Origin of the sequence: Micromonospora sp. DT62 (assembly GCF_049847285.1) — a bacterium.
In the GTDB taxonomy this organism is placed as follows: Bacteria; Actinomycetota; Actinomycetes; order Mycobacteriales; family Micromonosporaceae; genus Micromonospora; species Micromonospora reichwaldensis.
Genome location: NZ_JBNCOB010000005.1, coordinates 98,450 through 121,728, shown reverse-complemented (window position 1 = coordinate 121,728; position 23,279 = coordinate 98,450). Strand labels below are relative to the sequence as shown.

General features: G+C 75.0%; 18 protein-coding genes and 1 pseudogene. 13 read left to right on the top strand and 6 right to left on the bottom strand.

Annotated elements, in window-relative coordinates:
* Positions 1-160 precede the first annotated feature (160 nt).
* Both ACPXCB_RS09810 and ACPXCB_RS09805 read left to right on the top strand, forming a co-directional pair.
* Positions 161-1,888, top strand: a complete 1,728-nt coding sequence (locus ACPXCB_RS09810; RefSeq protein ID WP_425874489.1) for an ABC transporter ATP-binding protein — start codon at positions 161-163, stop codon at positions 1,886-1,888.
* 166 nt (positions 1,889-2,054) lie between these two features.
* Entirely contained in the window at positions 2,055-2,813 is a 759-nt protein-coding gene (locus ACPXCB_RS09805; RefSeq protein ID WP_425874172.1) for a DUF2470 domain-containing protein, read from the top strand.
* A gap of 27 nt (positions 2,814-2,840) precedes the next feature.
* Here ACPXCB_RS09805 and ACPXCB_RS09800 read toward each other — a convergent pair whose 3' ends face one another.
* The 3 genes from ACPXCB_RS09800 to ACPXCB_RS09790 all read right to left on the bottom strand — a co-directional run bounded on the left by ACPXCB_RS09800 (position 2,841) and on the right by ACPXCB_RS09790 (position 4,997).
* A complete protein-coding gene (locus ACPXCB_RS09800) occupies positions 2,841-3,449 on the bottom strand; it encodes a TetR family transcriptional regulator (protein WP_425874170.1) in 609 nt (202 codons plus the stop codon).
* Between the two features lie 67 nt (positions 3,450-3,516).
* On the bottom strand, positions 3,517-4,272 hold the full coding sequence (locus ACPXCB_RS09795; protein ID WP_425874168.1) for an ABC transporter permease: 756 nt from the start codon (positions 4,270-4,272) through the stop codon (positions 3,517-3,519).
* Positions 4,269-4,997: an ABC transporter ATP-binding protein gene (locus ACPXCB_RS09790; RefSeq protein WP_425874166.1), complete on the bottom strand. Its 729-nt coding sequence runs from the start codon at positions 4,995-4,997 to the stop codon at positions 4,269-4,271. The genes ACPXCB_RS09795 and ACPXCB_RS09790 overlap by 4 nt, the downstream gene beginning before the upstream one ends.
* A gap of 310 nt (positions 4,998-5,307) precedes the next feature.
* Between ACPXCB_RS09790 and ACPXCB_RS09785 the strand changes: the two are divergent.
* The 4 genes and pseudogenes from ACPXCB_RS09785 to ACPXCB_RS09770 all read left to right on the top strand — a co-directional run.
* Positions 5,308-5,904 (top strand): annotated as a pseudogene (locus ACPXCB_RS09785) (phosphoribosyl-AMP cyclohydrolase); the annotation flags it as partial.
* A 180-nt stretch (positions 5,905-6,084) separates the two neighbouring features.
* Positions 6,085-6,522 carry a phosphoribosyl-AMP cyclohydrolase gene (hisI, locus tag ACPXCB_RS09780; protein ID WP_311411668.1) on the top strand — a complete coding sequence of 146 codons (438 nt, stop codon included), beginning with the start codon at positions 6,085-6,087 and terminating at the stop codon, positions 6,520-6,522.
* Entirely contained in the window at positions 6,519-8,105 is a 1,587-nt protein-coding gene (locus tag ACPXCB_RS09775; RefSeq protein ID WP_425874164.1) for an anthranilate synthase component I, read from the top strand. The genes hisI and ACPXCB_RS09775 overlap by 4 nt, the downstream gene beginning before the upstream one ends.
* Positions 8,102-8,716 carry a Trp biosynthesis-associated membrane protein gene (locus ACPXCB_RS09770; protein ID WP_425874162.1) on the top strand — a complete coding sequence of 205 codons (615 nt, stop codon included), beginning with the start codon at positions 8,102-8,104 and terminating at the stop codon, positions 8,714-8,716. The genes ACPXCB_RS09775 and ACPXCB_RS09770 overlap by 4 nt, the downstream gene beginning before the upstream one ends.
* On the opposite strand, the gene ACPXCB_RS09765 is transcribed toward ACPXCB_RS09770, so the two are convergent.
* Positions 8,709-8,966, bottom strand: coding sequence for a hypothetical protein (locus tag ACPXCB_RS09765; protein WP_101415126.1), 258 nt, complete (start codon positions 8,964-8,966; stop codon positions 8,709-8,711). The genes ACPXCB_RS09770 and ACPXCB_RS09765 overlap by 8 nt on opposite strands.
* A gap of 490 nt (positions 8,967-9,456) precedes the next feature.
* Between ACPXCB_RS09765 and trpC the strand changes: the two genes are divergently transcribed.
* Genes trpC through trpA form a run of 3 tightly spaced genes read left to right on the top strand, consistent with a single transcriptional unit; the run spans position 9,457 to position 12,344 of the window.
* A complete protein-coding gene (gene trpC / locus ACPXCB_RS09760; RefSeq protein ID WP_425874487.1) occupies positions 9,457-10,260 on the top strand; it encodes an indole-3-glycerol phosphate synthase TrpC in 804 nt (267 codons plus the stop codon).
* A gap of 40 nt (positions 10,261-10,300) precedes the next feature.
* Entirely contained in the window at positions 10,301-11,536 is a 1,236-nt protein-coding gene (gene trpB / locus ACPXCB_RS09755; RefSeq protein WP_425874161.1) for a tryptophan synthase subunit beta, read from the top strand.
* Positions 11,537-11,540: 4 nt separating this feature from the next.
* Positions 11,541-12,344, top strand: a complete 804-nt coding sequence (gene trpA, locus ACPXCB_RS09750; RefSeq protein WP_425874159.1) for a tryptophan synthase subunit alpha — start codon at positions 11,541-11,543, stop codon at positions 12,342-12,344.
* Between the two features lie 115 nt (positions 12,345-12,459).
* On the opposite strand, the gene ACPXCB_RS09745 is transcribed toward trpA, so the two are convergent.
* On the bottom strand, positions 12,460-13,008 hold the full coding sequence (locus ACPXCB_RS09745) for an NUDIX hydrolase (protein WP_425874157.1): 549 nt from the start codon (positions 13,006-13,008) through the stop codon (positions 12,460-12,462).
* Positions 13,009-13,109: 101 nt separating this feature from the next.
* Between ACPXCB_RS09745 and lgt the strand changes: the two genes are divergently transcribed.
* Positions 13,110-14,297: a prolipoprotein diacylglyceryl transferase gene (gene lgt / locus ACPXCB_RS09740; RefSeq protein WP_425874155.1), complete on the top strand. Its 1,188-nt coding sequence runs from the start codon at positions 13,110-13,112 to the stop codon at positions 14,295-14,297.
* Between the two features lie 13 nt (positions 14,298-14,310).
* Positions 14,311-15,498, top strand: coding sequence for an FAD-dependent oxidoreductase (locus ACPXCB_RS09735; protein ID WP_425874153.1), 1,188 nt, complete (start codon positions 14,311-14,313; stop codon positions 15,496-15,498).
* Positions 15,499-15,532: 34 nt separating this feature from the next.
* On the opposite strand, the gene ACPXCB_RS09730 is transcribed toward ACPXCB_RS09735, so the two are convergent.
* Positions 15,533-16,378: a GNAT family N-acetyltransferase gene (locus ACPXCB_RS09730; protein WP_425874151.1), complete on the bottom strand. Its 846-nt coding sequence runs from the start codon at positions 16,376-16,378 to the stop codon at positions 15,533-15,535.
* Between the two features lie 146 nt (positions 16,379-16,524).
* Between ACPXCB_RS09730 and gltB the strand changes: the two genes are divergently transcribed.
* Entirely contained in the window at positions 16,525-21,246 is a 4,722-nt protein-coding gene (gene gltB / locus ACPXCB_RS09725) for a glutamate synthase large subunit (protein WP_425874149.1), read from the top strand.
* Positions 21,239-22,747: a glutamate synthase subunit beta gene (locus ACPXCB_RS09720; protein WP_425874147.1), complete on the top strand. Its 1,509-nt coding sequence runs from the start codon at positions 21,239-21,241 to the stop codon at positions 22,745-22,747. The genes gltB and ACPXCB_RS09720 overlap by 8 nt, the downstream gene beginning before the upstream one ends.
* Positions 22,748-23,279 lie beyond the last annotated feature (532 nt).

The window sequence follows — 23,279 nt, the reverse complement described above, 5'->3', positions numbered from 1 at the left end:
ACGAAAGGCCAGCACCGGTGAGCGCGAGGAGTGCAGCGCAGCGGAGCCCCGCAGTCGCGAACGAAAGGCCAGGCCGGTGACCACTGCCACTGCCACGGACACGGCGCGGAAGGCCGAGGCCGCCGACGTTCCGGAGACGCCCGAGACGACCTGGCAGACGCTGCGCCGCGGTCTGGCGCTCTCCCCGGAGCTGCGGGTCGGCCTGGCCGGCACGCTCGGCCTGGCCCTGGTCTACATGGTCGGCCGGGCGGCCGTCCCGGTGGCGGTGCAGCAGGGCATCGACAACGGCATCGTCGGCGGCCTGGACCTGGGCGTGGTCTGGACGGTGGTCGCCGCCACCGTCGCGGTGCTGGTGGTGACCACGATCTGCGGCTACCTGATGATGCGCCGGCTCTTCACGGTCAGCGAGACCGCGCTGGCCAACGTGCGGATCCGGGCGTTCCGGCACGTGCACGACCTGTCGATGCTGCACCAGCAGTCGGAGCGGCGCGGTTCGCTGGTCTCCCGGGTGACCAGCGACGTCGACCAGATCACCCAGTTCCTCCAGTGGGGCGGCGTGATCCTGGTGATCAACCTCGGTCAGCTGGCGGTCACCACGCTTGTCATGTACGCGTACTCCTGGCAGCTGACCCTGGTGGTCTTCGCCGCCTTCCTGCCCGCCGTGTTCGTGATCCGGCGGCTCCAGCGTCGCCTCGCCGGGGCGTACGGGGTGGTCCGGCAGCGTACGGGGACGCTGCTCGGCGCGATCGGGGAGAGCGTGGTCGGCGCGCCGGTGATCCGGGCCTACGGGATCGCCGGCCGGACGGCGCGCCGGCTCGACGAGGCGATCGACGGCCAGCGTCGGGCCCAGCAGCGGGCGATCAGGATCAGCATCATGGGCAGCTCCGTCGGGGAGCTGGCGGCCGGCCTGGCGCTGGCCGGCGTGGTGGTGCTCGGGGTGACCCTCGGCGCCGACCGCACCCTGAGCATCGGCGAGGTGACCGCCTTCCTCTTCCTGGTCACGCTCTTCATCCAGCCGGTGCAGATCGCCACCGAGGTGCTCAACGAGGCGCAGAACGCCATCGCGGGCTGGCGCCGGGTGCTGGATGTGCTGGACGTCGAGCCGGACGTCGCCGACCCGGGCGAGCAGGGGCGCGAGCTGCCGTCCGGCCCGCTGGACATCCGCTTCGCGGGGGTGCGCTTCGCGTACCCGGGGGGTCCGCCGGTGCTGCACGACGTCAGCCTGGAGATCCCGGCGAAGAGCCGGGTGGCGGTGGTGGGCGAGACCGGCAGCGGCAAGACCACCTTCGCCAAGCTGCTGACCCGCCTGATGGACCCGAGCGCCGGCCAGGTGCTGCTCTCCGGCGTGCCGCTGGAGCGGGTCCGGTTCGGCTCGCTGCGCTCGCGGGTGGTGATGGTGCCGCAGGACGGCTTCCTCTTCGACGCCACGGTGGCGGAGAACGTCCGCTTCGCCCGCCCGGAGCTGACCGACGCGCAGCTCTCGGCGGCCTTCACCGAGCTGGGGCTGGCGGACTGGCTGGACGGGCTCCCGTCGGGCCTGCACACGCCGGTGGGGGAGCGCGGCGAGGCGTTGAGCGTGGGCGAGCGGCAGTTGGTGGCGCTGGCCCGCGCGTACGTGGCCGACCCGGACCTGCTGGTGCTGGACGAGGCGACCAGCGCGGTCGACCCGGCCACGGAGGTGCGGCTGCAACGCACCCTGGACGCGGTGACCCGGGGGCGCACCACCCTCGCGATCGCGCACCGGCTCTCCACGGCGCAGGCCGCCGACGAGGTGATCGTGGTGGACAAGGGCCGGATCGTGCAGCGCGGTCCGCACGACGAGCTGGTCCGCGACCCGGAGTCGGTCTACGCCCTGCTCTACGCCTCCTGGCTGGAACAGACCCGCTGAGCCGACCCGGCGCGGGCGTCGGGCCCGTGCGGCGCGCGGCCCGGTGGCGCGCCGGGCCGCGCGCAGGCGCTGCTTCTCCAGGAGCCGCACCTGGTAGTCCTGGACGTCCCCGATCCGGTGCTCTAGTCTCCGAGTTAGGTAAGGCTAACCTACGAAGGAGTCGTTCATGCGGCCCAGCCCGGCGGAGATCGTCCGCACCCTCGTCGCGGGCCGGCTGCCCGGCATCGCCCACGTCGCGCACCGGCCCGGCCCGCACCAGGTCCGGCACGTGACCGATCCGGACGGCCGGGTGCTGCTGCTGGTGCCGGTCGTCAGCGACCTCGCCGCCGCGCTGCGCCCCGCCGACGGCGACTCCGAGGTCGCGCTGGTGCTGGACGTGCTGGACCTGCCGCCCGCCGCCGGCGCGCCGAGCCTCGGCCGGGCCTGGGTCTCCGGCTGGGCGGGCCGGCTGGACGGCGACGAGGAGCGCCGCGCCGCGCTGGACTTCGCGGCCGTGGAGCCGGCCGGTGACCTGCTCGACGTCGGCACCCGGTTCCGGCTGCACCGCTTCGAGGTGGTCGAGGCCCGCTGGGAACGCGGCGACACCGTCCGCCGCATCGACCCCGAGGCGTACGCCGAGGCGGAGCCCGACCCGCTGCACGCCGTCGAGGCCGAGCTCCTGGCCGACCTCGCCGACCACCACGCCGCCGGGATGGCCGGGTACCTGCGCGGCCAGCTCGGCCTCGCCGACGGCGGCGGCGACACCGCGCCCCGGGTGGTCCGGATCGACCGGTACGGCCTGCTGGTCGTCCACGGCCGACCCGGCGCCCGCCGGCGCGTCCGGCTGGCGTTCCCGCGTCCGCTGGACTGCCAGGCGGAGCTGACCCGGCTCCTGCATCCGCTGGTCTGCCGGCACGCTTCGTCCCGGCACGCCGACCACGCCTGACCGGGTGCCGCCGCCCCGGCCGTCCGGTCAGCCGGCGAAGACCTCGGCGAGGTCGCCCGTCAGGTAGCGCTGCACGGTGGGGCCGACCGCCGCGACGAGGGTCTCCGGGGCGGCCGAGGCGACCGGTTCGAGCCGGACCACGTGCCGCATCATGGCCAGCCCGATCAGCTGGCTGGCCACCAGCGAGCCGCGCAGCGGCAGCTCGGCCGGGTCGACGTCGAGCTCGTCGAGGATCCGGCGCAGCACCTGGGTGACCAGGAACTCCCGCAGCAGCCGGGCGGTCCACTCGTTGCTCACCGCCGAGCGCAGCAGGGCCACGCCGGCGGTGCCGGCCGGGGAGTCCCAGACGCCGAGGAAGGTGCGCACCAGCCGCTCCCCGAGACCCGCGCGGTCGCCCGCGAGCACCCTCGGCAGCAGCTCCGCCGGGTCGGCCGGCGCGTGCATCGCGGCCAGGAAGAGCCGGTCCTTGCTGCCGAAGTAGTGGTGCACCAGCGCCGGGTCCACCTGCGCGGCGGCGGCGACGGCCCGGATCGAGGCCCCGTCGAAGCCCCGCTCGGCGAAGGCGGCGCGGGCCGCGTCGAGGATGGCCTGCCGGGTGTCCGGGTTGCCGGGTCGTCGTCCGGTCCGCCGCGCCATCGTCGCCCTTCGCTCCACCGTCGTCCCGTCGCCGGCCGCGTCGCGCCCCGTCAGCCGGGGCGGCGGCTCAGCGGCTGCGCCGCCGGAGGGTGGCCGCGGCGAGCACCAGCGCCAGCGCCGCCGCGCCGGCGACCACCGCCACGTCCCGCCACATCGTGCCGGTCGGCTCCGCGTGGGCGCCGACCTCCTGGAGCGCCTCGACGGCGTACGACAGGGGCAGCACGTCGCTGACCGCCTGCAACCAGCCCGCCATCTCGCCCCGGGGCACGAAGAGCCCGCAGAGCAGCAACTGGGGCACGACCACGATCGGCATGAACTGTACGGCCTGGAACTCGGTGCGGGCGAAGGCGCTGCAGAACAGCCCGAGCGCGACGGCGAGCACGGCGTTCAGCGCGGCGACCAGCACCACCAGCCCGCTGTGTCCGGCGGTGTCCAGCCCGAAGACGCCGTACGCGACCACGGACGCGACGACCGCCTGGAGCACCGCGGCCAGCCCGAACGCGATGCCGTAGCCGAAGAGCAGGTCGAGCTTGCCCAGCGGGGTGGTGAGCAGGCGCTCCAGCGTGCCCGTGGTGCGCTCGCGCAGCATCGCGATGCTGGTCACCAGGAACATGATCACGAAGGGGAAGAAGCCGAGCATCACCAGGGCGACCCGGTCGAAGGTCGACGGCTGCCCCGGCGGGGCGGGCTGGTCGACGTACATGGCGTGGACCAGGGCGAGCAGCACCGACGGGACCACCAGCAGCAGCGCCACGGTGCGCCGGTCGTGCCGCAGTTGGCGCAGGATGCGGTCGGTGGTGGCAGCCAGGATCCGGGGGTTCACGACGCCTCCCGTCCGGCGGCGCCCGCCCTGATCAACCGCAGGAACGCCTCGTCCAGGTCGTCGGTGCCGGCGGCGGCGCGGACCGCGTCGGGGGTGTCGTCGGCGATCAGCCGCCCCTCGCGGATCAACAGCAGCCGGTCGCAGCGGGCCGCCTCGTCCATGACGTGGCTGGAGACCAGCAGGGTGGTGCCGGCGGCGGCCATGGCGTGGAACCGGGCCCACAGGTCGGCCCGCAGCACCGGGTCCTGGCCGACGGTCGGTTCGTCGAGGACGAGCAGTTCCGGCTCCCCGACCAGGGCGCAGGCCAGCGACGCCCGGCTGCGCTGCCCGCCGGAGAGGGTGCCGACCAGTTGGCCGGCGGCCGACCCGAGCCCGACGTCGGCGACCGCCCGGTCGGCTTCGGCCCGCCCCCGGCCGTGCAGGGCGGCGAAGTAGCGCGCGTTCTCGCGCACCGTCAGGTCGGCGTAGACGCTGGGCGCCTGGGTGAGGTAACCGACGCGGCGGCGCAGCTCCGGCGACCCGGCGGGGCGCCCCAGCACGGTCACCGAGCCGGCGCCGACCACCTGCACGCCGACCACCGCCCGCAGCAGCGTGGTCTTGCCGCTGCCGCTCGGGCCGAGCAGCCCGGTGACCGAACCGCGCGGCACGTCCGCGCTGATGCCGTGCAGCACCCGCCGCCCGCCCCGCTCGACGACCAGGTCACGTACGGCGATCGCCTCGTCCACCGGCGCCCTCCCGGGGAAACTCATCATCCGTTGAACTCGACGCTAACGGAGACGTCCGCCGGGCCGCAACGGTCGACCCCGGTCCACCCGCGCGGGACCCCGGAGCGGCGGGGAGATCGGTCGGGCATTAGCCTTCGGACCCGGACAGCGGGTCCGCCAACGGGCATCAGGCGCGGCATAGGGCATTGCGCCCTGATCGGACGTACGGCACGATGGCGCGGTGGGTCACGCTGCGTCACCGGACGAGGGGTTCCTCGGCGAATGGGCGGCCCGGTTGCGGGCCGGAGCCGAGCAGCCCGTGGTGGGCATCATGCTGCGCGGCAGCCATGCCCGGCGGGCCGCCACCGCGCACAGCGACGTCGACGTCGACGTGCTGCTCGACGGCGCCCCGTACGCCGCCCGCCGGGCGTTCCTGGCCGAGCACGCTGGCCGGCTGACCCACGTCTCGGTGGCCGCCCGCGACGTGAACTCCTGGCTGACCCGCCTCGGCGAGCCCGCCGACTGGGCGTTCGGGCTGCCGGTGACGGCGCCGGCCCGGCTGCTGTGGGCGGACCCGCACTGGCGGCCCCGGATCGACCTGCCGGTGCTCTGCCATCCCGCCGGCGAGCCGCAGCTGGAGGAGCTGATCGCGACGCTCGGTAAGGTGGCCGGCGCACGGGACACCGACGACCACCTCGGCGTGCGGCTGGCCGCCGCCGATCTGGCCCGGCTCTGCCCGTCCGTGCTGCGGCTGGCCAACCCCACGGTCCGGGTGACGTCCCGGCGGGCGGCCTTCGCCGCCGCCCTCGACCTGCCGGTGGCGCCCCCGCACTACCGGGAGGACCTGCTGCTCTGCCTCGGCCTGCGGCCCGGCTCCGTCGGCCAGCTCTGCGCCGCCGCGGCCCGTCTCGTCACCGGCGTCCTGCCGCTGATCCGCCCGTACGCCGCCGAGGTCGCGCGGGCCGCCGGCGCGGACCTGGCCGACGCCCTGACCGACGGCCGGCTGGACCGCTACGTCGACCAGCTGACCCGGCCCGCCCACCGGCCGCCGCGGCCCCGGCGGGAGCCGTCACCCGTGCCCGCCCCGCGTGCGGGACAATGGGTCACTGTGCCCGTACCTGACGCGCCCGTGACCGGCGCCCACCCCAGTCCGCAGGAGCCCGCGGCCGACGGCGCGGTCCGTCCGTCCCGGCTCGACCCGGCCATCGCCGCCCGGCTGCGCCGCACCCCCGACGGCCTGGTGGCCGCCGTGGTCCGCCAGCACGACTCGGGTGAGGTGCTGATGGTCGCCTGGATGGACGACGAGGCGCTGCACCGCACCCTGACCACCGGCCGGGCCACCTACTGGTCGCGCAGCCGCCGGGAGTACTGGGTCAAGGGCGCCACCTCCGGGCACCACCAGTACGTCCGCGCGGTGGCCCTGGACTGCGACGGCGACGCGCTGCTGGTCGACGTCGACCAGGTCGGCGCGGCCTGCCACACGGGGCACCGCACCTGCTTCTTCACCGAGCTGCCGGTCGGCGGGGACGGGGCGGGTGCCCGGTGAGCGCGCAGCGCGTCACGCCCGGCGGCTCCCGCACCGACGGCGCGGTCAGCCCGGACCCGGCCACCTTCGCCGAGCTGGCCGCCCGCTGGCGGGTCGTGCCGGTCACCCGCCGGCTGCTCGCCGACGCGGAGACCCCCGTCGGCGTCTACCGCAAGCTCGCCGGCGGTCCGGGGACGTTCCTGCTGGAGTCGGCCGAGCAGGGCGTCGGCTCGGCCGGCCTGGCCTGGTCGCGCTACTCGTTCATCGGCGTACGCAGCAGCGCCACGCTGACCGAACGGGACGGCGCCGCGGTGTGGACGGGGCGGCCACCGGCCGGCCTGCCCACCTCCGGCGACCCGGTCCAGGTGCTGCGCGAGACCGTCGAGGCGCTCGCCGGTCCGGCGTTCGACGCGGCCAGCGGCATGCCCCCGCTGACCGGCGGCATGGTCGGCTACCTGGGCTACGAGCTGATCCGGCGCTTCGAGCGGCTGCCCGAGCTGACCGAGGACGACCTGGGCGTGCCCGAGCTGGGCATGATGCTCGCCACCGACCTGGTGGTGCTCGACCACTACGACGGCTCGGCGATCCTCGTCGCCAACGCCATCCTGCCGCCGCTGGCCGAGCCGGACCGGGACGCCCAGGTCACGGCGGCCTACCACCACGCGGTCGGGCGGCTCGACGCGATGACCACCGCGCTGTCCCGGCCGATCCCGCCGATGGTCTCGACCGTCGGGCGGCCCCCGGCCGGCGAGGTGCGCAGCCGTACGCCCGAGGGCGGCTACCCGAAGGCCGTCGAGGCGGCCAAGGAGGCGATCCGGGCCGGCGAGTGCTTCCAGATCGTGCTGGCCCAGCGGTTCGAGCGGGACACGCACGCCGACCCGCTGGACGTCTACCGCGTGCTGCGCACGACGAACCCCAGCCCGTACATGTACCTGCTGCGCTTCGACGGCTTCGACATCGTCGGGTCCTCGCCGGAGGCGCACCTGAAGGTGACCAGCGACGCCGAGGGGCGGCAGCGTGCGCTGCTGCACCCGATCGCCGGCACCCGGCCGCGCGGCGGCACCCCCGAGGCCGACGCCCGCCTCGCCGCGGAGCTGCTCGCCGACCCGAAGGAGCGCGCCGAGCACGTGATGCTGGTCGACCTGGGGCGCAACGACCTGGGCCGGGTCTGCCGCCCGGGCACCGTCGAGGTGCCGGAGTTCGCCACCATCGAGCGCTACAGCCACGTCATGCACATCGTCTCGACCGTGGTCGGCACGCTGCGCGAGGACCGTACGGCCTTCGACGCGCTGGCCGCGACCTTCCCCGCCGGCACCCTCTCCGGCGCGCCCAAGGTGCGGGCCATGGAGATCATTGAGGAGCTGGAACCGGTCCGGCGCGGCATCTACGGCGGCACCGTGGGCTACTTCGGCTTCGGCGGCGACCTGGACATGGCGATCGCGATCCGCACCGCGCTGATGCGCGACGGCACGGCGTACGTGCAGGCCGGGGCCGGGGTGGTGGCGGACTCCGACCCGGCCGCCGAGGACCAGGAGACCCGGAACAAGGCCGCCGCCGTGCTCGCCGCCATCGCCGCCGCCGAGACCCTCCGGCCCGCCCGATGACGGCCGCCGAGCCGGGGACGACTCCGGCCGCCGACGCGGGCGGGGGCGCGCGGTCCGGCACGCAGCGGCGCGAGCTGACGTACGCCGTGCTGCTCTGCGTGGCCGGCGCGGGCCTGGCGCTGTGGGCGTCGACCCGCACCTGGGCGGTCGAGTTGACCGCCCGGCCCACCCCGCTGCCGCCGGTACGCGACGCCCGCACGGGCGCCGGCCTGCTGCCCTGGCTGCCGGCGCTGGCCCTGGTCGGGCTGGCCGGCGGCGGCGCCGTGCTCGCCACCCGGGGACGGGCGCGGCGGCTGCTGGGCGGGCTGCTGTGCGTGCTCGGCGTGGCCGTGGCGGCCGGCGGCGGCTACGGCCTGGTCGCGGCGTTCGACGGCGAGGTCGCCCGGCAGTGGCCCGCGCTCTGCCTGCTCGGCGGGGTGCTCGCCACGGCGGGCGGGCTGCTGACGGCGCTGCGGGGGCGGCACTGGCCGGCGATGGGCGCCCGCTACGAGCGGCGGCCCGCGGGCGACGCCGCGCCGGCCGCCCGGGGCGAGGGCGACCGGGTCACCGGTCGGCACACCACCGAGGCGTGGGACGCGCTGGACCGGGGCGAGGACCCGACGGTCAGCTGACCGGCTGGCGCTCGCGGGCGGCGGCCCGGGCCGCCGCCAGCTCCGCCACCAGGCGGTCCAGCTCAGCCCGCTGCTCGGCCCGGGCCCGGTCGGCGCAGACCGCCTCCCAGGCGTTGCCCCGCGCGGTCCGCATCCGGGCCTCGCCCACGACGGCGCGCTCAAGGGTGTGGACCACGCCGACGGCGAGCGATGCGACCGTGCGCGAGACGGTCGTCAGTCCGATGGGCTGGTGCGGCTCGACAGTGCTCATGGATCACCCCGCGAGGATCGTTGGTGACGGTGGGGCAGGCGCGTCATCGAGTCTGCCCGAGGACGATGCTGGCTGGTTCACGTTTCGCCGTGGTGACCGACACGTCAACACTGCTCGCAGGGCCGCCACCAGGCAAAGGGCCGTTCGACCTTGAGGTAGGTCACACCATCGACCGGCGTCCGCAGCGGTCGCCGGGCCGGGCGGCGGGCCGCGCCCTCAGATAGGATCACGTCGATGCACTGGGGGCGGAGGTGGGAATGGTCGGGTGTCGTTCGTCGCGGGGTGTGGTCGCCCTGCGTGACATCCCGTTCACCGGAGGTCGGCCATTATGCCCCAGCCCATCTCGTGAGGCACGCCATACCCCCGGCGGCCGTCGCCAGGTGGCGCCCCCTAGCATCGGCCCATGACACCCGGAGAGGGGAGTCCGTTGGTGACTGCTGAGCATGCGCACGCGGAGGGGGACGAGGCCGGTACGGCAGCGTCCGTAGGCGTGCTCGACGAGATCCTGGCCGGCGTGCGCGAGGACATCGCCCGGCGCCAGGAGCAGGTTCCGCTGGAGCGGATCCGCGAACTGGCGGCCGCCGCGCCGCCGCCGCTGGACGCGTACGCGGCCCTGCGCAAGCCGGGCGTCGCGGTGATCGCCGAGGTGAAGCGCTCGTCGCCGTCCAAGGGGCGGCTGGCCGAGATCGCCGACCCGGCAGACCTGGCCGGCGACTACGCCGCCGGCGGGGCGCGGGCGATCAGCGTGCTCACCGAGGGGCGCTGGTTCGGCGGCTCGCTCGACGACCTGGCCGCCGTCCGCGCCGCCGTCCGCATCCCGGTGCTGCGCAAGGACTTCGTCGTCTCCAGCTACCAGGTGCACGAGGCCCGCGCGCACGGTGCCGACCTGGTGCTGCTGATCGTCGCCGCGCTGGAGCAGAACGCCCTCGTCGGCCTGCTGGAGCGGATCGAGTCGCTGGGCATGACCGCGCTGGTCGAGGTCCACGACGAGGAGGAGGCCGACCGCGCCCTGGAGGCCGGTGCCCAGGTCATCGGGGTCAACGCCCGCAACCTGCGTACCCTGGAGGTCGACCGCTCGGTGTTCGAGCGGATCGCGCCCGGCCTGCCCAGTAGCGTCGTCAAGATCGCGGAGTCGGGGGTGCGCGGCCCGCACGACCTCATCCGGTACGCCTCGGCGGGCGCCGACGCGGTCCTGGTCGGCGAGGGCCTGGTCACCCAGAAGAGCCCCCGCGAGGCGGTGGCCGAGCTGGTCAACGCCGGCAACCACCCGGCCACGCCCCGCCCGGTGCGCTGACCCGCGCCGGTTCGTCAGCACCGAGAGGACGATCGATCTCATGAGCGCCGACGTGACGGCTGCGGCCGGTCCGCTGCCTGACCCCGCCGGTCACTTCGGCCGGTTCGGCGGCCGGTTCGTGCCGGAGGCGCTGGTCGCGGCGCTCGACGAGCTGGACGCGGCGCACCGCACGGCGATGGCCGACGAGTCGTTCCGGGCCGAGTTCGGCGCCCTGCTGCGCGACTACGCCGGCACCCCCTCGCTGCTCTACGCGGCGGAGCGGTTCTCCGCCAAGCTGGGCGCGCGGGTGCTGCTCAAGCGGGAGGACCTCAACCACACGGGGGCGCACAAGGTGCGCAACGTGCTCGGCCAGGCCCTGCTGACCAGGCGGATGGGCAAGCGCCGGGTGATCGCGGAGACCGGTGCCGGCCAGCACGGCGTCGCCACCGCCACCGCCGCCGCCCTGTTCGACCTCGACTGCGTGGTCTACATGGGGCAGGTCGACACCGAGCGGCAGGCGCTCAACGTGGCCCGGATGCGGATGCTCGGCGCCACCGTCGTCCCCGTCACCAACGGCTCGCGCACCCTCAAGGACGCGATGAACGAGGCGATGCGCGACTGGGTCGCCAACGTCGACGACACCCACTACCTGATCGGCACCGCCGCCGGGCCGCACCCCTTCCCGGCGATGGTCCGCGACTTCGTCCGGGGCATCGGCGACGAGGCGCGCCAGCAGTGCCTGGACCTGACCGGCGCGCTGCCGGACGCCGTCACCGCCTGCGTCGGCGGCGGCTCCAACGCGCTGGGCATCTTCCACGCCTTCGTCGGCGACCCCGACGTGCGGCTCTACGGCTTCGAGGCCGGCGGCGACGGGGTGGAGACCGGCCGGCACGCGGCCAGCATCACCGGCGGGTCCGCCGGGGTGCTGCACGGCACCCGGACGTACGTGCTCCAGGACGCCGACGGGCAGACGTGCGAGTCGCACTCTATCTCCGCCGGGCTGGACTACCCGGGCGTCGGGCCGGAGCACGCCTGGCTGCACGACAGCGGCCGGGCGACGTACCTGCCGGTCACCGACGAGGAGGCGATGGCGGCGTTCGAGCTGCTCTGCCGCACCGAGGGCATCATCCCGGCGATCGAGAGCGCGCACGCGCTCGCCGGCACCCTCAAGATCGCGCCGAAGCTCACCGCGGAGCTGGGCCGGGAGCCGACGATCGTGGTCAACCTCTCCGGCCGGGGCGACAAGGACGTGCACACCGCCGGCGACTACTTCGGCATCCTCGACAAGGAGCAGTGAGAACGTGAGCCGGATCGGGGTGGCCTTCGACAAGGCCCGCGCCGACGGGCGGGCCGTGCTGGTCGGCTGCATGCCGGCCGGCTTCCCGACCGTCGAGGGCAGCATCGCCGCGATGACCGCGATGGTCGAGGCCGGCGTCGACGTCATCGAGGTGGAGATCCCGTACTCCGATCCGGTGATGGACGGCCCGGTGATCCAGAAGGCCAGCGACATCGCCCTCGCCGGCGGCGTACGCACCCGCGACACGCTGCGCGTCATCGAGGCCGTCGCGGCCACCGGGGCGCCCGTGGTCACCATGACCTACTGGAACCCGGTGGAGCGCTACGGCGTCGACGCCTTCGCCCGGGACCTCGCCTCGGCCGGGGGCACCGGGCTGGTCACCCCGGACCTGATCCCGGAGGAGGCCGGCGAGTGGCTCGCCGCCTCGGACGCGTACGGGCTGGACCGCACCTTCCTGGTCTCGCCGTCCTCGACCGACGCGCGGCTGGCGATGACCGTCGAGCACTGCCGGGGCTTCGTCTACGCCACCGCGATCATGGGTGTCACCGGCGCCCGGGCGAAGAACTCCGACGCGGCCCCGATCCTGGTTTCCCGCACGCGGGAGGTCACCGACCTGCCGGTCGGCGTCGGGCTGGGCGTCGGCACGGGCGCGCAGGCCGGCACGGTCGCCGGGTACGCCGACGGCGTCATCGTCGGCAGCGCACTGATCCGCTGCCTGCTCGACGCGCCCGACGAGGCGTCCGGGCTGGCCGCCCTGCGCGCGCTCAGCGCGGAACTCGCCGAGGGCGTCCGCAACCCCACCCGCTGACCCCGGCCGCCCCCTGCCGCACTCCCGCCCGCTCGCGCCACGTCAGTGGCGCGATACCCGGCCTCCTGTCCCGCCCGGATCAGTGGTGCGTGCCCGGCCCTCCGGCTCGCCCCGGTCAGTGGTGCGGTGCCCGGTCGGCCGGCAGGGTGCTCCGCTGCCCCGGTGGGTGGCCCGCCGTCGGCGCCGGGACGCCCGGGGCGGTGTCACGCAGCACGCCGGAGCGGCCCGCCAGGGCGTCGGTGAGCGCCGCCCGGGTGGTCGGGGTGAGCGCCTCGGGTAGTGCCGAGGGGTGGTGCCAGGACAGCCGGCAGCCGCCCGTCGGGTCGCCGGCCGGGCCCGGCCCCCGCGTACGCGCCCGGAAGACGTGCACCAGGACGTCGGGCAGCGGCCCGGCGCGCCCGGCGGCCGGGGCCGGACCGGCCAGCGCTGCCGGCGACGCCCCGTACCGCCCGGCGAGGTGGTAGAGGCCGACGAGGTCGACGACCTCGACCTCCCACCCGGTCTCGGCCCGGATGTCGCGCGTGACCGCGTGCACGGGGCTCTCGGCCGGGCGCAGCCGCCCACCGGGCAGCCCGTGGCGCTCGCCCCGGCCCTGCCGGCACAGCAGCACCCGGCCGGCGTCGTCGGTGACGACCGCGGCGACCGCCCAGGTGAGCGCGCTCATGGACAAAGAGCCTACGGCGGCGCAAACCAGAAGTCACCGGGACCGGCGGACGGTGGACCGGGGTGCCACCGGAGGGGGTCACGGCGGTAGCGTGTGCATCCGTGACTCTCGCCTCGCTGACTCCCCAGGCGGCCCTGCCCAGCCCCAGCACCGCCGTCTGGCAGCTCGGACCGGTGCCGATCCGGGCGTACGCGCTGTGCATCATCGTCGGCATCGTGGTGGCCTGCTGGGTCACCGAGCGGCGGCTGCGCCAGCGCGGCGTCGCCCCCGGTGCGGTCCTCGACATCGCCGTCTGGGCGGTGCCGGCCGGCATCATCGGCGCCCGCATCTACCACGTGATCACCTCCCCGGAGAAATACTTCGGCACCGGCGGCGACCCGATGAAGGCGTTCGCCATCTGGGAGGGCGGTCTCGGCATCTGGGGCGCGGTGGCCGGCGGGGCCGTCGGGGCCTGGTTCGCGGCCCGGCAGCTCGGCATCCCGTTCTCGGTGGTCGCCGACGCGCTGGCCCCCGGCCTGCCGCTGGCCCAGGCGATCGGCCGGCTCGGCAACTGGTTCAACAACGAGCTCTACGGCGGCCGGACCACCCTGCCGTGGGGTCTGGAGATCCACCGGATGGACCCGGACAACCCGGGCCACGCGCTGCGCGACGACGCCGGCAAGCCGATCCTCGAACCGGGCCTCTACCACCCGACGTTCGCCTACGAGCTGCTGTGGAACGTCGGCGTGGCCGCGCTCGTCCTCGTCCTCGACCGCAAGCTGCGCCTCGGCCGGGGACGGGCGTTCGCGCTCTACGTCATGGGCTACACGGCCGGGCGGTTCTGGATCGAGCTGATGCGCACCGACGAGGCGAACACCATCCTCGGCGTACGCCTGAACGTGTGGACCGCCGGCCTGGTCTTCCTCGGCGCCCTCGCCTACTTCGTGCGGGTGCGCGGCCCCCGGGAGTACGTCATTCCCATCGGCCCCGCCGCGACCGCGGAGCCGGCCGTCGACTCCGACGTCTCGCAGGTCGACCTGTCCGCGCGGGAGGCCGGCGCGCAGGCGGCCGCCCCGGAGGGCTACCACGTGGTGAGCGAGGAGCAGTACCGGCACTGGCGGGAGACCGGCGAGACGCCGGCCGAGCCGGACGCCGAGGCCGCGCCCGGCTCGGTGGACGCGCCGTCGGACGGGACGGCCGGTGCGGACGACACCCCGGGATCCGCCGGCGACGATGCCGCGCCCGCCGGGGAGACCCCGCAGGACCGGGCCGGGGCCACGGGCACCCGGGCCGCCGAGCGCGACAGCTGAGAAGGAGCACCCGATGCGTAGCGCGGTCGTGGTCGGCGCCGGGATCGGCGGCCTCGCGGTCGCCGGCGCGCTGGCCCGCTCCGGCTGGCGGGTCACCCTGCTGGAGCGTGCCGACCGCGTCCGCCCCGAGCCGACCGCCGTGGCGCTCTGGCCCAACGGCGTACGCGCGCTGCGCGCCCTGGGCCTCGGCGCCGGCCTGGAGGCGATCGCCACGGAGCTGCCCGACGGCGGGGTGCGCCGCCCGGACGGGCACTGGCTGGTGCAGCCCCGCCCCACGCCGGCCGACCGGATGCCGGTGGTGGTGCACCGGGAGGACCTGCACGACGCGCTCATCGCCGGCCTGGGCGACGAGGTCGAGCTACGCACCGGGGTGACCGTGCGGACGGTCCACGCCGTGTCCGGGGAGCGCCCCTCGGTCGGCGACGGCCGGCACACGATCGAGGCCGACCTGGTCGTCGCCGCCGACGGCACCGACAGTGCGCTGCGCCGGCAACTCGCCCCCGAGTCCGGCGTGATCAGCTCCGGCTGCGCCGCCTGGCGGGCGGTGATCCCCTGGTACCGGGCCCCGAAGCTGCCCGCCGACCGGCCCGTCGGCGGCGAGGTGCTCGGTGCCGGCTACCGCTTCGTGTCGGCCTCGCTCGGCGAGCGCGGCTCCTCCGGCGGCTCCAGCCGGGGCGGCATCTACTGGGTCGCCACCGCCGTCGGCGCGCCCCGCCCGGAGCCGCCGGAGACCCAGCTCGCCCTGCTGCGCCGCTGGTACGCGGGCTGGCCCGCGCCGATCGCCGACCTGCTCGACGCCACCGACCCGACGGACCTGGTGCAGCAGGAGATCCGCGAGCTGCGGCCGCTGCCGAGGTCGTACGGCTTCCCGACCGGCCCGGGCGGGGTGGTGCTGCTCGGTGACGCCGCCCACGCCATGCCGCCGCACCTCGGCCAGGGCGCCTGCCTCGCCTTCGAGGACGCCGCTACCCTCGCCTCGCTGCTGCGCGAGTCCCGCCTGCCCGACGCGGTGGTCGCGTACGACCGGGTGCGCCGGCCCCGGGCGGCGACGGTGGTCCGGCAGACCCGCCGGATGTCGGCGGTGCTGAAGGCCCGGGGCCCGCTGGCGCTGCGCGCCCGCGACGTAGCCCTGGGCGCCCTCACCCCCCGCCTCCTCTCCACGGCCGCCACCACGGCCGCCCAGTGGCGCCCCCCGACCTGACCCGTCGGGCCGATGTGCCGCCCCGAGCGCTCAGTCAGGGGGTGACGGGGGTGGGTTCGGCGATGCAGGCGGTGCCGACGCGGCGGAAGCCGACCCGCAGGTAGACGCGGGCGATGTCCTCGCTGCCCGCCGAGAGGAAGATCAGGTCGGTGCCGGCGGCCAGCAGCTCGCGGGCCAGCGTGGCGGTGACCGCCGCGCCCAGGCCACGGCGGCGGGCGGACGGCAGGGTGGCCACGCCGGCGATCTCGGCGACGTCGCCCACGCGCATCGCGATCCCGCTGGCCAGCGCGCCCTCGGCGGGCGTTCCCGCCAGCACCGACAGCCGCCGGCCGTCCGCGACGCGGGTGCGCTCCTCGTCGAGCGCCGCCTCGTCCGGCTCGGCCATCGCGGCGTCCCGCTGGGCGGGCCCGGCCTCGCCGGGTGCGGTGCCGGCCGCGGAGAACCCGACGGCGGCGACCGCTCCCCGCGCCGCCAGGTCCGTCGCGAAGTCGGGCGCCGCCGCGTCGAGCATCCGCAGCGGTACGTCCGTGAGGGTGCCCGGGTCGGGCAGGGCGGCCGGGTCGAGCACCATCAGCGGCGCCTCCAGCACCGCCAGCCCCGCCGAGCGGGCAACGGCCAGCAGGTCGGGGCTGGTCTCGTGCACCCATTCAAGGGCCTCGGGCAGGCCGAGTTCGCGCTGCCGCTCGCGTACGGCCGTGATGTCCGCCAGTGACGGGGCACCGGTGGCGTCGAGCCGGGGCCGGGCGTAGAACGGCCAACCGGCGCCTTCCCTGACGAACAGCACGAGCGGGCCGTACTCCTCCGTACGCGCCGCGTCCCGGGGCACCGCGTCGTAGAAGCGCTCCAACCGGCCGAACAGGTCCCTGTCAAGAAAATCCACCGCGCGAGACTACATGTCCCAGAGTCTGGAAGGTGTGATCAATCTGCACTGGCCTTGCGCGGTGGACCCTAACGTAGACTCAATAGACCCTTGAGGGCCGACGTCGTCCCGATCGAGATCCACCCTGAGCGACGACAGGAGGCCCGGTGGCCTTTCCGTACCCTCACAGCAGCCCGAAGCAGGCCCCGCACCTCGGCCCGGGAGCGCCCGCGGCCGGGCTCTACGACCCCGCGCAGGAGCACGACGCCTGCGGTGTGGCCTTCGTGGCGGACCTGCACGGGCGGCGCTCGCACGTGGTCGTGGTCAACGGCCTCGACGCGCTCTGCCGGCTGGACCACCGGGGAGCCCGAGGCGCGGAACCCAACACCGGCGACGGCGCGGGCATCATGATCCAGATTCCGGACGCGTTCCTGCGCGCGGTGGTGGACTTCCCGCTGCCACCCGCCGGCGAGTACGCCACCGGCCTGGTCTTCCTTCCCGACGACGACGCCGCCGAGGCCCGCGCGCGCCGCGTGGTGGAGAAGTACGCGCTGGTCGAGGGGGCCGACGTGCTCGGCTGGCGGGACGTGCCGGTCGACCCGAGCGGCCTCGGCGAGACCGCCCTCGCGGCGATGCCCCGGGTGCGGCAGCTCTTCCTCGCCGCGCGCCGGCTCACGGGCTCGGCGGCCGGACCGGCCGGGTCGCCGCTGGGCGGTGTCGAGCTGGAGCGGGTCGCGTTCTGCGTGCGCAAGCAGGCCGAGCGGGAGAGCGCCGAGCGGGGCGTGCCGGCCTACTTCCCGTCGCTGTCCGGGCGGACCATGGTGTTCAAGGGCATGCTCACCCCCGACCAGCTCCCGGCGTTCTATCCGGAGCTGTCCGACGCGCGGGTGGAGAGCGCGATCGCGCTGGTGCACTCCCGGTTCTCCACCAACACGTTCCCGTCCTGGCCGCTGGCGCACCCGTACCGGCTCATCGCGCACAACGGCGAGATCAACACGATCCGGGGCAACCGCAACTGGATGCAGGCCCGCGAGGCACTGCTCCGTAGCCCGAACTTTCCCGGCAACATCCGCCGGGTCTTCCCGGTCTGCACCCCCGCCGCCTCCGACTCGGCGAACTTCGACGAAGTCCTCGAGCTGCTGCACCTGGCCGGGCGGAGCCTGCCGCACGCGGTGCTGATGATGATCCCCGAGGCGTGGGAGAACGACCCCGACATGGCGGCCGACAAGCGCGCCTTCTACCGCTTCCACGCGAGCCTGATGGAGCCGTGGGACGGGCCGGCGTCGGTCGCCTTCACCGACGGCGACGTCGTCGGCGCCGTGCTGGACCGCAACGGGCTGCGCCCGGGACGCTGGTGGCGTACGGACGACGGGCTCGTGGTGCTCGGCAGCGAGGCGGGCGTGCTCGACCTCGACCCGGCCCGGGTGGTCGCCAAGGGCCGCCTCCAGCCGGGGAAGATGTTCCTGGTCGACACCGTCGCCGGCCGCATCGTGCACGACGAGGAGATCAAGGCGGAGCTGGCGGCCGAGCAGCCGTACGCCGACTGGCTGCACGCCGGCCTGATCGAGCTGACCGACCTGCCCCCGCGCCAGCACACCGTCTACACCCACGACTCGGTACGCCGCCGCCAGCAGACCTTCGGCTACACCGAGGAGGAGCTGAAGATCCTGCTCGCGCCGATGGCGCGCACGGGCGTCGAGCCGCTCGGCTCGATGGGCACCGACACCCCCATCGCCCCGCTCTCCACCCGGCCGCGGCTGCTCTACGACTACTTCCATCAGCTCTTCGCACAGGTCACGAACCCGCCGCTGGACGCCATCCGCGAGGAGCTGGTGACCAGCCTGGCGTCGACCATCGGCCCGGAGGGCAACCTGCTCGACCCGGGCCCGGCGAGCTGTCGGCAGATCGTGCTGCCGTACCCGCTGATCGACAACGACGAGCTGGCGAAGATCCTCTCCATCGACGAGGACGGCGACCTGCCCGGCTTCAAGGCGGTCCGGGTCTCCGGGCTCTACCGCATCCGGGAGGGCGGCGCCGGGATCAAGGCCCGGCTGACGGAGATCTGCCGGCACGTCTCCGAGGCCATCGAGGACGGCGTACGCATCCTGGTGTTGTCGGACCGGGACTCCAACGCCGACCTCGCCCCCATCCCGTCGCTGCTGCTCACCGCCGCCGTGCACCAGCACCTCGTGCGCGAGCAGACCCGCACCCAGGTGGCGTTGATCGTCGAGTCCGGCGACTGCCGCGAGGTGCACCACGCGGCGGTGCTGATCGGCTACGGCGCGGCGGCGGTGAATCCGTACCTGGCGTTCGAGTCGGTGGAGGACATGATCTCCACCGGGGCGCTGGTCGGCACGGAACCGGCCAAGGCCGTGCGCAACTACGTCAAGGGCCTCGGCAAGGGCGTCCTGAAGATCATGTCGAAGATGGGCATCTCGACGGTGTCGTCGTACTGCGGGGCGCAGGTCTTCGAGGCCGTCGGGCTGGACGCCAAGCTGGTCCAGCGCTACTTCCGGGGCACCCCGAGCAAGATCGGCGGGATCGGGCTGGACGGCATCCACGCCGAGGTCGCCGCCCGGCACGCCGTGGCCTGGCCGCCGCCGGGCGCCGTGGCGTCCGACCGGCTGGAGGTCGGCGGCGAGTACCAGTGGCGCCGCGAGGGCGAGCTGCACCTGTTCAACCCGGAGACGGTCTTCCTGCTCCAGCACGCCACCCGCAGCCGCCAGTACGACGTCTTCCGCCAGTACACGGCCAAGGTCGACGAGCTGGCCGCGGCGGCCGGCTCGCTGCGCGGGCTGTTCACCCTGCGTACGGGCGTGCGGCCCCCGGTGCCGCTCGACGAGGTCGAACCGGCCACCGAGATCGTCAAGCGGTTCGCCACCGGCGCCATGTCGTACGGGTCGATCTCGGCGGAGGCGCACGAGACCCTCGCCATCGCGATGAACCGCCTCGGCGGCAAGTCCAACACCGGCGAGGGCGGCGAGGACGTCGACCGGCTGCACGACCCGGCCCGCCGCTCCGCCGTGAAGCAGATCGCCAGCGGCCGGTTCGGGGTGACCAGTGAATACCTGGTCAACGCCGACGACCTCCAGATCAAGATGGCGCAGGGCGCCAAGCCCGGCGAGGGCGGGCAGCTGCCCGGCAACAAGGTCTGGCCGTGGATCGCCCGTACCCGCCACGCCACCCCGGGCGTCGGCCTGATCTCCCCGCCGCCGCACCACGACATCTACTCCATCGAGGACCTCGCGCAGCTCGTCCACGACCTGAAGTGCGTCAACCCGTCCGCCCGGGTGCACGTCAAGCTCGTCAGCGAGGTCGGCGTCGGCACCGTCGCGGCGGGCGTGGCGAAGCTCAAGGCCGACGTCATCCTGATCTCCGGCCACGACGGCGGGACCGGCGCGTCCCCGCTGAACTCGCTCAAGCACGCCGGCACCCCGTGGGAGCTGGGGCTGGCGGAGGCGCAGCAGACGCTGCTGCTCAACAAGCTGCGCGACCGGGTCACCGTGCAGGTCGACGGGCAGCTCAAGACCGGCCGCGACGTGCTGGTCGCGGCGCTGCTCGGCGCCGAGGAGTTCGGCTTCGCCACCGCGCCGCTGATCGTCGAGGGCTGCGTCATGATGCGCGTCTGCCACCTCGACACCTGCCCGGTCGGCATCGCCACCCAGAACCCGGTGCTGCGGGAACGCTTCACCGGCCGGCCGGAGTTCGTGGAGAACTTCTTCCTGTTCCTCGCCGAGGAGGTCCGCGGCTACCTGGCCGAGCTGGGCCTGCGGTCGATCGAGGAGGCCATCGGCCAGGCCGAGCTGCTCGACGTCGCCCCGGCGATCGCGCACTGGAAGGCCGGCGGGCTGGACCTGGCCCCCGTGCTGCACCTGCCGGAGCTGCCGGCCGGGGCCGCGCGCCGGGGCGTACGGGCCCAGGACCACGGGCTGGAGCTGGCGCTGGACAACGAGCTGATCGCCCTGGCCGGGCCGGCGCTGGCCGACCGTACGCCGGTGCGGGTGGAGGTGGCGGTGCGCAACGAGCACCGCAGCGTCGGCGCGATGCTCGGCGGCGAGGTGACCCGCCGCTTCGGCGGGGCCGGCCTGCCCGCCGACACGATCGAGTTCACGCTGCGCGGCACCGCCGGCCAGTCGTTCGGCGCGTTCCTGCCGGGCGGGGTCACCCTCCGGCTGCACGGCGACGCCAACGACTACGTGGGCAAGGGCCTCTCCGGCGGTCGGCTCATCGTGCGGCCGGACGCCGCCGCCCCCTTTCTCGACGGCGAGGCCGCGCCGGGGCAGCGGGCCGAGGACCAGACCATCGCCGGCAACACCATCCTCTACGGGGCCACCGCGGGCGAGCTGTTCCTGCGCGGCCGGGTGGGGGAGCGGTTCGCCGTACGCAACTCCGGCGCGGTGGCCGTCGTCGAGGGCGTCGGCGACCACGGCTGCGAGTACATGACCGGCGGGACCGTGGTGGTGCTGGGCCCGACCGGCCGCAACTTCGCCGCCGGCATGTCCGGCGGCATGGCCTTCGTGCACCGGCTGGACCGCCGCCGGGTCAACGCGGAGCTGGTCGACCTGGCGCCGCTGTCCGGGGAGGAGCAGGCGATGCTGCACGAGCTGGTGCAGCGGCACTTCGCCGAGACCGACTCGGCGGTCGCCGAGGGGCTGCTCAAGCGCTGGCCGGAAGCGGTGGCGGAGTTCACCGCCGTGGTTCCCCGGGACTACCGCCGGGTGCTGGAGATCATGCGGGCCGCCGAAGCCGCCGGCCGCGACGTCGACGACGCGGTGATGAGCGCACTCGCGGCGAACGCCGCCCCAGCTGCGCAGTTGGCGCCCTCCGCTTCGTCTGTTCCGACCCTGCCCGCCCCGCGGGTGACGGTCCAGGAGGTGGCTCGTGCCTGACCCGAACGGTTTCCTGCGCTACGACCGGCGGCTGCCCGCGCGCCGCCCGGTGCCGGTGCGGATCAGCGACTGGCGCGAGGTGTACCCGCCGGCAGGCGAGGAGCTCATCCGCGAGCAGGCCACCCGCTGCATGGACTGCGGCATCCCGTTCTGCCACGACGGCTGCCCGCTGGGCAACCGCATCCCGGACTGGAACGACCTGGTCCGCACGGGCAACTGGGACGCCGCGGTGGACTCGCTGCACGCCACCAACAACTTCCCCGAGTTCACCGGCCGGCTCTGCCCGGCGCCCTGCGAGGCGGCCTGCGTGCTCGGCATCGGTGGCGGGCAGCCGGTCACCATCAAGCAGGTCGAGGTGGAGATCGCCGACGCGGCCGTCGCCCGGGGCGGCCTGGCGCCGCGTCCGGCGCCGGCGCCGACGGGCCGCTCGGTCGCCGTGGTCGGCTCCGGGCCCGCCGGTCTCGCCGCCGCGCAGCAGCTCGCCCGCGCCGGTCACGCCGTCACGGTGTACGAGCGCGACGACGCGATCGGCGGCCTCCTGCGGTACGGAATCCCCGACTTCAAGCTGGAGAAGGTCCACATCGACCGGCGGCTGGCCCAGCTCACCGCCGAGGGCGTGCGCTTCCGCACCGGGGTCAACGTCGGCGTGGACGTCACCGCCGAGCAGTTGCGCGCCGAGCACGACGCGGTGCTGCTCGCCTGCGGCGCGCTGCGGGGCCGGGACACCCCCGAGACGCCGGGGCGCGAACTGCGCGGCGTACACCAGGCGATGGACCACCTCGTCGCCGCCAACCGGGTGGTCGCCGCGGCGGCGGGCGGCCGGCCCGACACGGCGGTTCTGTCCGACGGCAACCCGATCGACGCGGCCGGAAAGCACATCGTGATCATCGGTGGCGGCGACACAGCGGCGGACTGCCTGGGCGTGGCGCACCGCCAGGGCGCGGCCGGCGTACACCAGTTGGACCTCTACCCGCAGCCGCCGCAGGCGCGCGACGAGGCCCGGGACCCGTGGCCCACGTGGCCGTGGCTGCTGCGCAGCTACCCGGCGCACGAGGAGGGCGGCGAGCGGGTCTTCGCCGTCGCGGTCCAGGAGTTCGTCGACGACGGCACCGGCCAGGTGCGGGCGGTACGGATCGCCGAGGTGACCGTGGAGAAGCGCGACGGGCGGCGCATCGTCACCCCGCTGCCCGGCTCGGAGCGGGAGTTGCCGGCCGACCTGGTGCTGCTGGCGATCGGCTTCGAGGGCACCGAGGAACAGCCGCTGCTCGATCAGCTCGGGGTCGGCCGCAACGCCCGTGGCGCGATCGACGCCCGATCCGACTGGCAGACCGGCACCGCCGGCGTCTTCGTCGCCGGCGACATGCACCGGGGTGCCTCGCTGATCGTCTGGGCGATCGCCGAGGGCCGGGCCGCGGCCGCCGCCATCCACGCCCACCTGGGCGGGACGGGCACCCTGCCGGCCCCGGTCGACCCGGCCTGTGAGCCTCTGGCCGCGCGCTGACCGGCGATCCCGCCCCTGTCCCGGGCGGCCCTGTCCCGGGCGGCCCTGTCTGGGGTGGCCCTCTCCCAGGCGGGCCTGCCCGGACCGGTACCTGACACGTGGCTCGGGTCGACGCGTTCGACCCGAGCCACGTCTGCGCCTGGCGCCCGGCTGGCGTGCGCCATCCCGTTCGGGCGGCGGGCTCCACCGGCGTCCGGGCCCTGTCGTTCGGAATTCGTCGGCGCTCGGTGCCCTGTCGGTCGTGTCGGCGCTGTCGAGCTGATGTCGTAAACGGATCGCAGGGCCTACCGGTACGTCGTGCGCACCTCGAGTGGGCCAGCTCATCGATGGGGCACAGGGCGAGAACGTCGGGTCGGATCGCAGGGCCTACGCGCGTCCCGTGCGCAGCACCTGGCGGTCCGCGGTCTGACCGGCAGCCGGAGAGCCCTCCTCGCAGTCCTCGCCTATACGGTCCCGGTCCCGGTCCCGGTCCCGGTCCCGGTCCCGGTCCCGGTCCCGGTCCCGGTCCCGGTCCCGGTCCCGGTCCCGGTCC